The 10,153-nt window shown below is 37.8% G+C and carries 7 protein-coding genes; 2 read left to right on the top strand and 5 right to left on the bottom strand.

Going from position 1 to position 10,153, the window contains the following annotated elements; translation table 11 throughout:
- The first annotated feature begins 66 nt into the window (after positions 1-66).
- Positions 67-1,017: a prolyl aminopeptidase gene (gene pip, locus IQ234_RS17795; protein ID WP_110580193.1), complete on the top strand. Its 951-nt coding sequence runs from the start codon at positions 67-69 to the stop codon at positions 1,015-1,017.
- A 5-nt stretch (positions 1,018-1,022) separates the two neighbouring features.
- On the opposite strand, the gene IQ234_RS17790 is transcribed toward pip, so the two are convergent.
- The 4 genes from IQ234_RS17790 to IQ234_RS17775 form a co-directional block, all read right to left on the bottom strand.
- Complete coding sequence (locus IQ234_RS17790) at positions 1,023-3,188, bottom strand: O-linked N-acetylglucosamine transferase, SPINDLY family protein (RefSeq protein WP_193958055.1); 2,166 nt, start codon at positions 3,186-3,188, stop codon at positions 1,023-1,025.
- Positions 3,189-3,200: 12 nt separating this feature from the next.
- Entirely contained in the window at positions 3,201-5,360 is a 2,160-nt protein-coding gene (locus IQ234_RS17785) for an O-linked N-acetylglucosamine transferase, SPINDLY family protein (RefSeq protein ID WP_193958054.1), read from the bottom strand.
- Positions 5,361-5,377: 17 nt separating this feature from the next.
- Entirely contained in the window at positions 5,378-7,528 is a 2,151-nt protein-coding gene (locus tag IQ234_RS17780; RefSeq protein ID WP_193958053.1) for an O-linked N-acetylglucosamine transferase, SPINDLY family protein, read from the bottom strand.
- A gap of 241 nt (positions 7,529-7,769) precedes the next feature.
- Entirely contained in the window at positions 7,770-8,261 is a 492-nt protein-coding gene (locus tag IQ234_RS17775; protein ID WP_193958052.1) for a c-type cytochrome, read from the bottom strand.
- Between the two features lie 28 nt (positions 8,262-8,289).
- On the opposite strand from IQ234_RS17775, the gene IQ234_RS17770 reads away from it, so the two are divergent.
- Positions 8,290-9,351, top strand: coding sequence for a mechanosensitive ion channel family protein (locus IQ234_RS17770; RefSeq protein WP_193958051.1), 1,062 nt, complete (start codon positions 8,290-8,292; stop codon positions 9,349-9,351).
- Between the two features lie 44 nt (positions 9,352-9,395).
- On the opposite strand, the gene IQ234_RS17765 is transcribed toward IQ234_RS17770, so the two are convergent.
- A complete protein-coding gene (locus tag IQ234_RS17765; RefSeq protein ID WP_193958050.1) occupies positions 9,396-10,076 on the bottom strand; it encodes a GerMN domain-containing protein in 681 nt (226 codons plus the stop codon).
- Positions 10,077-10,153: the final 77 nt, after the last annotated feature.

The raw sequence follows: 10,153 nt of genomic DNA, 5'->3' as shown, positions 1-10,153 counted from the left end.
GGGGTGTGGGGTGTGGGGAGATGGCAAATTAGGTTAGACTTCATCTTGATGAGAAAGACTGTAAATATGACTAGAGAATTATATCCGGCGATCGATCCCTATGGTACTGGTTACTTAAAAGTATCGGCTCTCCACACAATTTATTATGAAGAAGTGGGCAATCCCCAGGGTAAACCGGTAGTATTTCTCCATGGCGGGCCCGGCGGTGGTATTGAAGGGATTTATCGTCAGTATTTCGATCCACAGAAATGGAGAATTGTCCTTTTTGATCAACGGGGTTGCGGTAAAAGTACCCCCCACGCTGAGTTAAGAGAAAATAACACTTGGCTGTTAGTGGCAGATATGGAAAAACTACGAGAATTATTAAAAATTGATCGCTGGGTAGTTTTTGGTGGTAGTTGGGGAAGTACCCTATCTTTAGCCTACAGTCAAACCCATCCTGAACGCTGTTTAGGCTTAATTTTGCGCGGAATTTTTCTACTGCGAGAAAAAGAATTAAAATGGTTTTATCAAGAGGGAACCAGTTATATTTTTCCCGATATTTGGCAGAATTATTTAGCACCTATTCCCCCGGAAGAAAGGGGAGATTTGCTGGCCGCTTATTATCGGCGCCTGACTAGCGATAACCCCCAAATCCGTCTAGAAGCTGCCAAAGCTTGGTCAATTTGGGAGGGAAGTACCAGCAAATTAATTCCCGCGGACAATTTAATCGAGAGATTCGGTCAGGATAATTTTGCCGAAGCTTTTGCGCGGATTGAATGCCATTATTTTGTCAATAAGGGTTTTTTAGAGACGGATAACCAACTGATCGAAAATGTTGATAAAATTCGTCATATTCCTGCGGTTATCGTGCAGGGACGTTATGACATTGTTTGTCCGATGATTTCTGCTTGGGAATTACATCAAGCTTGGCCGGAAGCGGAATTTATCATTGTTCCCGATGCGGGACATTCGATGACAGAAGTGGGAATTCGTAGTGCTTTAATTGAGGCTACCGATAAATTTGTTAACTTATAAATCACCTAATCATCGTGATGATTTTGCCAAATTTGTTCGTAGGCTTTTTCCATATCTAGGGTAAATTTTTGGGCATTCCAGAGGGTAGATATATGACGAGATTGACGTAATTGATAACGGACTTCTTCCCTCAAATTTTTATCCAATCCTAACTTAATTCCCCACTGCACATATTCCTCATCACTCCAAGCTATACCTTGACTAATGCCAGCATTTTTCATAAAAGTATAGCTATTGCGGGCTGCAAATTGTTCACCAACCCTAGTGACTAAAGGAATCCCCATCCAGAGGGTTTCTAGGGTTGTGGTAGCACCATTATAGGGATAGGTATCGAGAACTATATCAGCAATTCCTAGATTAGCGCGATGGGTTTCCTCATGGAAATCATTGGGCAAAAATCTTAATCTATCTTGACTAATTCCCAATTCGTCAGCACTTTTGAGAAATAATTCTCGAATGGTTTCTTTGTCGGCAAAACCTTTGATTAAAAGATAGCTATTAGGAACCTGTTGGAGAATCTGCAATTGCAGATAAATCATGTTTAAGGTGCGTTTTAATCCCGATTGCACGGTTAGATAAATAATAGCAACATCGGGAATATTTAAATCAGTTCTTCTCCTAGTGGGAACACCCACTTCAAAACCATCTACAGATAAATAAGAGTTAGGAAGTCGGATAATTTGTTCTGAATAAATTTCTTGAGCATTTTTGGGTAAAACGTAGTTATCGGCAATAAAATAATCAATAGCAGGGATTCCCGACGCATCTAATCCTAACCAAGTTACCTGTATCGGTGCGGGTTTTAATGCCATTACTAGATAAGTTGTATTATTAGTTAAGCTATCAAGATCCACTAAAATATCTAAGTTGTCTTGACGAATTTGTGCAGTTATTTGTTCAATTTTTGCTGGTAAGTTATAGCTATAATCCGAGTTATTTATAAACCATTTTTCAGTAATTTCATCCGCTGCTTGGTTGACAAAATAGGTGTAAATTTCAAATTTATCTCGATTATGATAGTGAAATAACCAGCGACTTAACCAACCCACAGAATGACGACGGAGAGTATGGGCAATATAACCAATTTTTATTTTTCTTGCTGGAGATTTTGGAGAAGAAACAGGAGCAATATAGTTATAGCGGGTTCTTACATCTGCTTGAAAAATTTCTGCTAATTTACTTTGTAAATAGCGATTGATTTTCGGATTATCTTGATAGTAGGGAAGACAGCTAGTCACTCCTAAAATAGAGTCGATAATAAAGGGAGGTGCATTAAATTGTTTGGCATGAATTTGTCGCTCGATTAGTTGTATTAATTCATGGATAAATTTAGGTAAATTTCCCCAGTCTCCCTTAGCCTGTAAAATACCAATAACTAGAGAAATTCCCAAGAGCTTTTCAGTAGTTGTCTGGCAACTTTTATAAAAATTATCGGCAATTTCTAGAGCTTTTTTATAGTCACCAGTGGTGGTTTTATAAAGATTAAATAAGCTATTTTGTAGGTATAAATCCTCTGGAAGAAAGCGCAAACAAAGTTCTACTAAATTAATAGCAAATACACTTTGCTTTTGTTGATAACCATAATTGACAATTGCTGAGATAACTTTGGCTGCAATTATTTCTGGATTATTGATATGTAAGGCTGCTAATTCTAAAAAGTAGATGGTATCAGTACAGGGGTAGATTAAAACTTTTTCTGTCACTCGCATCAGTAAATCAAGATTAATTGCTGCTGTAGCTGTATTATCTAACAGTTCAAATACACACCAATCATTGCACTTGTCCATCGCAAATATTTGGAATTGTATTTCTAATTCCATCAGATGCAGGAGATTATTTAAAAAACTAGGATTAAGGTTTTGTAGATGCAATCGAATTAGATAACTTGTCTCTAGTCTTTGGGAATTTTCTTGTCTGGTTGCCTCTGCATCTAAGATTTGAGTTAAAGTTTCTATCCACCCCGATAATTCTGATTCGGCTGCTTGACTCAACACCAGTAACCAAGTAGCTTGTGCGTCTTCTTCTCTATCTTGTAAAAGATAGGATAATCCTAGATAAAAATAATCCTCAATTACCAGAGAATTGTTGTCAATTAATTGTTCATAAAACTGCACCACCAGTTGATAATTATTGTTGTTTAAATGGGTTTGTATGTCTTGATGCCATTGCATAGTTTTTATCCTTTAAGATTGACAATAAATATTCCATATTTGTTGATAAGCAGTTTCTAAATCTCTGGTAAATTGTTTGGCATTCCAGAGGGGAGATGTATGACGAGACTGTCGGAGTTTCCAACGGACTTCTTCCCTTAAATTTTTATCTAATCCTAACTTAATTCCCCACTGCACATATTCTTCATCACTCCAAGCTATACCCTCAGTTATTCCCGCATTCATCATTAAAGTATAACCGTTGCGTGATGACCATTGTTGCCCCACTTTAACCACCAGAGGAATTCCTATCCAGAGGGTTTCTAAGGTGGTTGTACCACCGTTAAAGGGATAGGTGTCCAAAACCACATCAGCGATGGCTAAATTTGCCCTGTAGATTTCCGTCTGATAGAGAGGAAGCATCTTAATTCGATTAGTTTCTACCCCAACTTCTGCGGCAATTTGACAGAATAAATCCCAGAGGGAATTATCATCAGCAACTCCTTGAATCAGGAAATAACTATTGGGTACAGATTTAATGATTTGCATTTGTAAGCGAATCATCGCAGGATTACGCTTAATTGCAGTTTGAGAACTTAGGTAAATAACCGCATCGTTATTAATACCTAAATCTTCTCTTCGTAGGGTAGGAACGGCTATTTCAAAACCATCCACAGCGACAAAAGCATTAGGTAAACGCCAGATTTTTTCTTGATAATATTCTTGGGCATTTTCTGGCAATACATAAGGATCCGCTAAAAGATAATCTACTGCTGGTAAACCGGAACCATCAAAACCTAACCAGTTAACTTGAATAGGAGCAGATTTTAAGGCAATAACTTGGACAACCATTGGTCCAGTACCACTATCTAAGTCCACAAGAATATCGATGTTATCTTCTTTAATTTTGCGGTAGGTTGCCAGGGAATCAGCAGTAGCGTGATAGATTTTATCTGCGGGATTAGAAAACCATTGTTTCGTTATTTCATCCACAGATTGATTCACCATATAAAGGTGAATATCAAACTGTTCACGATTGTGATAATTAATAGTCCAACGACTCAACAAACCGACGGGATGACGTTTTAAGGTTTGGGCAATGTAACCAATTTTAAGTTTTTTATCAGGATTATATTCTCTAGGTTTATCAAAACTTTCCTCTTTAAAACCAAGCATTTCTTTGTAAGTTTCTTGAAAAAAACTGCCAATCTGACTTAAAAGCGGTCGATTCTCTTTCGGGTTATCTTCATAGTAAGAAATCGGGTTCATAACTGTTAGTAAAGCTCCCCGAACTAAGGGATGTATATCTTTAGTATTTTCTTTTATAAATTCTTGAATTAAGTGTTTATACTCTTGACAAATACTAGGAATGTCATTCCATTTTGAGGCTCGTAAAGAACCGCTAAAGAGGAGTGATTGACTAAACATTTTTAAATCAATTGTTTGACTTTTTTCTTTCAACTTATTGACTAAACTTATTGCTTTTTCATAGTCAGGTACAGCAACATAAAACCAAAATAAATTAACTGCTAAGTACCAATTTTCTGCATAAAGGGGAAGAAAAGCTTCAGCTAAGTCAACGGAATAAATAGGTTCATATTTCTCAAAAGCAAAGTGTCGGGTGACAGTGATGACGTGATTAAGTAATTCTGGAGAATTGCCAAGATAGGGTAAACTTAACCGAACTAATTCTATGGTATATTCATGAGCGTAAGGTATGACGGCAATTACTACCCGTTCCAATAATTGAGAGTTAACTGAACCCTGGGTAATTAATTCTAGTATTTGCCATTCTTGCAGTTGTTGAGGATCAAATCTATTTAATTTGATTTCAATCAGGGTTAAATGCAGTAAATTATCGAGATAACTGGGATTAATTTCCTGTAGATGTTTACGAATTAACCAACTGATTTCTAGATTTTCTAACTCTAATTGTCGGTTAGCTTCGGTAGTTAAAATATTGCTTAATTCTAGCAGCCATGACTCGGTTTCCTGTTCATCTCCTTGAGTGAACACAAATAACCAAGTAGCTTGTGCTTCTTCTTCTTTTGCCTGCAAAAGATAGGATAATCCTAAATACCAATAATAACTAATTTCTGTGGTTTCTCTTTCTATCAGTTCTTCGTAAAACTGACTAACAATATCGTATTGATTGTTTTCTAAAGCGGTTTTAACTTCATTTTGCCAAGACATGATTTAATTCTCCCTGATTAACTTTCACAATAGATTTGCCACATTTGACGATAGGCACTTTCCACATTTTTAGTAAACTGACGTGCATTCCAAATCGGTGAAGTTTTTCTAGATTCATCTAATTTAGCGATAACTTTGCGTCTCAATTGTTCATCCTTACCTAACTTAATTCCCCAATTGATATACTCCTCATCACTCCAAGCAATACCCTCACTAATTCCCGCATTAACCATTAAAGTATAACTATTTCTCGATGACCATTGTTGGCCAACTTTTGTAACTAAAGGAATCCCCATCCACAGCACATCTAAAGTTGTCATTCCTCCCGTAAAAGGATAGGTATCTAAAACCACATCAGCTATCCTTAAATTTGCTCGATAAATTCCTGTAGGATAGAGGGGGAAGATTTTTAATCTCTCATAATTAATTCCTTCTTCCTCGGCAACTTTGAAAAATAATTTTTCCACCGATTTAGCGTCACTTAACCCTTGAATACTCAAATAACTATTAGGAACTGCCTTTAAAACTTGTAGCTGAAGTCGAATAGTTTCAGGGTTACGTTTAACCCCAGTTTGTACAGTTAAGTAATTAATTGCATCCTCTGGAATCCCTAAATCATCCCTTCGGAGAGAGGGGGAAGCAACCTCGACACCATCCACACAGATATAGGAATTAGGTAAGCGCCAAATTTTTTCTCGGTAGTATTCCTGTGCATCTGCTGGTAAAACGTAATTATCAGCAAGATAGTAATCAATTGCAGGAATTCCTGACGCATCAAAACCTAACCAAGTCACTTGTATTGGTGCGGGTTTTAGTGCCATGACTTGGCAAGTTGTGTTATTAGTGATGCTATCTAAATCCACCAAAATATCAATATTATCTTGACTAATTTTTTCAGCAATCATTCGAGGCTTAATTGGTAAGTTATAGCAAGCATTTACCTTATTTTTAAAACAATTTTCAGTGATAAGGTCTTCCTTTTGAGATACTAGGTATAAAGAGACATGAAAATCATTATAGTCATGATACTTCATTAACCATCTAGAGATTAATCCGATAGAATGATTATATAAAGTATGGGCAATATAGCCAATTTTAAGAACTTTATTGGTATCTTTAATAGTCGATTTTTGCTGATAATTACAGTTAGAATTATTGCGAACATATTCCTGAAAAAGTTGACCAACACAATTACTAATGTAACGGTTTTTTCTTGGGTTATCTTCTAGGTAAGTTAGAGGGGATAAAATTGTTAGGGATGCTTTATCCAATAATCTTGGACATTCTCGATTAGCGATACTTTTTTGCAAGGATTCTGTATATTCTTCAACATCTGCCTTAATATCGACCCAATTACCACTAAATAATTTGACATAAAGAGCAATAAAATCAGCGACAGCTTGAGAAGGCAACCCTTGACAACTTGTTTTTAATTGACTAGCTACTTGCATAGCAGCAGCAAAATCTCGATTATCAAAATAACATTGATAAAGTTCAGCTAACAGATAAATTTGCTCTGGTTCCACTGCTAAACAAGTATTAATAATATCAATAGCCAATGGTTTATTATTCATGGCTAGAGAAGTTACTTTAGCTTCTACTACTTTGATAAAAGTTTGTCGCTGACAGTTAGATTGAAATATTGCCTCTAAGTAAGGGACGGTTTCTGGTATCTGAGAATCAATAAATTTTTCGAGAACTTCCTCTAATAAACTTAACTCTAGATTCTGGCAATTATTTGTTTTTAAAACATCAACAAATAACCAAGCTTTTAACTGCTCTTTCTCGAAATAATTTAAATTAATTGCCAATAAAATAAACCGCAGTAAATTATCAACATTATCGGGACTAATCTCGCGAATATGTCCTCGAATTAACCAACTGGTTTCTAAATTGCCTAACTCTAATTGTCTGCACGCTTCCCCATCCAAAATATTGACTAAATCTACTGTCCACAGCATCACCTCCTGTTCATCTCCTTGACTGAGGACGAATAACCATGTGGTTTGTGCTTCTTCTTCCCTAGCTTCCAAAAGATAGGCTAATCCTAAATACCAATAATGACTAATTTCTAAGGGTTCCTTTTCTATTAATTCTTGATAAAACTGGCTAACTTGCCAGAAATCTCCTTGAATAATTGCCGGTTCAACTTGGGAATGCCAAGACATAAGTATTTATCGTTAAGTGTCTCTACTAGCGTACCGAAATATAAGCAAAATTTTTCTATATAAGTAAAATTTATCAATCGGTCAGGGGTTGGGTTTTGGGGTGGTCACTGCGTGCGCGACGTTCGGCGATGCTCAGTCGAGCCGTTGCGGGGGGTGTTAGGGTTTTAGTTGAAATTCCCCCATTTCCCACTCTCTACCCAGTCTCAACGAGTCCTAGCTCATCATCAACGTTAGCCAAGAGTCAGTTTTTTGAAAGATTTTCTAAATAAACCAATAAATCGGCCATAGCTTGAGGAGCGGGCTGAAATTTGGGCATTGGCGGGGTTTTACCACTAATTACCTGTTCAATCAGACTAATTCTCGATTTGCGATGGGAAACGTCCTCTAAACTTGGTCCGACGATGCCATCAGCAAACTGACCGTGACAAGCAGCACAGTTAATTTGAAAGATTTCGTAACCGCGACTGACATTACCTTGTCGGGATAACACCTCTTTAATGTAGGGATCCGACATCTTAGCCAGATGAAAGGTGATTAAAAAGGTGCTAATCAGCAAAAAAACCACGATTATAACCATTAAGAATCGATAAAGCCCGAATTTTGGTTTAACTAACTGACTATTCACGAAGGCCGCCGAAGGAAAGATGAGTTTCTCTTTACATTTTGCAACTTTTTGCCCGAAAATTCCACCGCCGCTGCTAGAGATAGGCAAATGGAGAATAATATAAGACAAAAGTGCATCTTTTTCTAACCCTCTAGCAATGAACCTATTAACCAGACTGGAAGATTGGCCCTATATTATCCTACCTATCACCATTCTCCTCAGTTTCCTGCTGTTGGGATGGCTCGTAGAAAAGCGCGTTGTCAGTCAACTTTTATCGATTGCCAGAGAAAAAAACCTGCGTTTCTCGGAAGGGGTTTTACGTTCCCTTCGTGGATTAAGCATACTTTGGTTCGGACTTTTGGGGTTAAATATTGCCCTCTCTCTTCCCAATCTTCCCCTCTTTCCCTCCCTGATTCTCCTGAGCCAAAAATTGCTGCTAGTGGCTTTTTTAGCTTCGGCTACTTGGGTTATTGCTCAATTATCTGTGGAAATATTACGATTTTATACCACGGGAGATGATGGCATTTCTTCCCTAACTTCCCTATTTGAATTTCTCGCCAAAGTTCTGATTTTTAGCTGCGGTTTTTTGCTGATTTTAAGCTCGATTGGCATTTCGATAACTCCGATGCTTACTGCCTTTGGTATTGGGGGTGTTTCCCTCGGTTTAGCTCTCCAAAATACCCTAGCTAATTTAATGTCAGGTATTAATATTATCACTTCTAAAAAAGTTAGACCGGGAGATTATATTGAACTGAGAACGGGAGAAGCTGGTTATGTGCGAGATGTGGATTTAAGATGCACAGTGGTCGAAGAAATTACCAATAATCTTTTGGTTATTCCCAATGCTCAGATCATTTCTTCTAGTTTCCGTAACTATAGTTTACCAGATCACTCCCTACTGATTCCCGTGGAAGTGGGCATTAGTTACGATAGTGACTTAGAAAAAGTCGAAAAAGTTACCCTAGAAGTTATGCAAGAAATCGCCCAGTTATTGCAACCTCACCTCGGTAACTATCAACCCTTGATACTTTATCAAAAATTCGATTACTATAGCATTGTGCTAACAGTTTATCTCAAGGTGGTAGAAGAAGAATTTTTTCAACATCTCACCATTAAACACGAATTTATTAAACTCCTACACCGACGCTATCAGCAAGAAGGAATTAAAATTCCCTATCCAATTCTTTTTCCCTATCCCCCCAGTAATCCCCCTAGTTAACTTCAATTTGCTATCGCAACCAACAATTGAAATGCGCGGACAAATTACAATTGATAATTCTCCTTAAAAAACTTACGAGTCATCGGTTGGGCAACTTCAAGACCGTGGCCTTCTCCTAATAATTCTAGGGGTTTTCCTTCCACTTGAATCCAGACTTTGGCATTGGGATCCTCGGTAGTAGTAGTATAGATGATTTGTGCCAAACGACCGATTAACATATCAGGACCATCATCATTGCCAAACTCCCGCGAGAGATTAATCTTAATTCCCGTTTTATCTACTTTTAAATCAAGTAATTTAGTCCCAGGGGGAATAGTAGTCATATCCTGAGAATTACTTGGACCGGTTAATAGAATCTTCAATACTGCTGTTAACTCTTCCTCGCGGCTATCGGCTTTTTGAACGGTAATTTCTTGGCTGACTAATTGATTACCCGTATCGGTCACTTTTAACCAATAAACCTGTCGAGTTTCCCTAACAGGAATAGCCGCAGGAGTTGCTGTCGGACTTGTCTTCACCAGACCGGGAGAAACCGGTTCCACAATTGGTGATTGACTTATCGGCGCCGGAGTAGGAGATTCAATCGGGTTTTCGCTAGTTTTCTGGGGGGAAGATAGGTGATGGACGGCAAACCAAGCAGTGGCCCCACCAGCAGTAAATAAAGCGATGCCGATACCAATTATCCAGGGTAAAGAGATTTTATCACTAGAGCGAGAACTAGGCATAATTCAGTTATCAGTTATCAGTTATCAGTTATCAGTCGAACTCTTTTATTCTCGCCACTTCCCCACTTCCCCACTTC

It is taken from the genome of Microcystis aeruginosa LEGE 91341, from assembly GCF_015206885.1.
GTDB classification, from domain to species: Bacteria; Cyanobacteriota; Cyanobacteriia; order Cyanobacteriales; family Microcystaceae; genus Microcystis; species Microcystis aeruginosa_H.
Note: the sequence above shows the minus strand (reverse complement) of the source record. Positions and strands in the feature narration are given on the sequence as shown.

What these genes read in the sequence shown, in the direction of transcription:
- pip (WP_110580193.1), top strand. Translation starts at nt 67, where the DNA reads ATGACTAGAGAATTATATCCGGCGATCGATCCCTATGGTACTGGTTAC.
- IQ234_RS17770 (WP_193958051.1), top strand. Translation starts at nt 8,290, where the DNA reads ATGAACCTATTAACCAGACTGGAAGATTGGCCCTATATTATCCTACCT.
- IQ234_RS17780 (WP_193958053.1), bottom strand. Translation starts at nt 7,528, where the DNA reads ATGTCTTGGCATTCCCAAGTTGAACCGGCAATTATTCAAGGAGATTTC.
- IQ234_RS17790 (WP_193958055.1), bottom strand. Translation starts at nt 3,188, where the DNA reads ATGCAATGGCATCAAGACATACAAACCCATTTAAACAACAATAATTAT.
- IQ234_RS17785 (WP_193958054.1), bottom strand. Translation starts at nt 5,360, where the DNA reads ATGTCTTGGCAAAATGAAGTTAAAACCGCTTTAGAAAACAATCAATAC.
- IQ234_RS17765 (WP_193958050.1), bottom strand. Translation starts at nt 10,076, where the DNA reads ATGCCTAGTTCTCGCTCTAGTGATAAAATCTCTTTACCCTGGATAATT.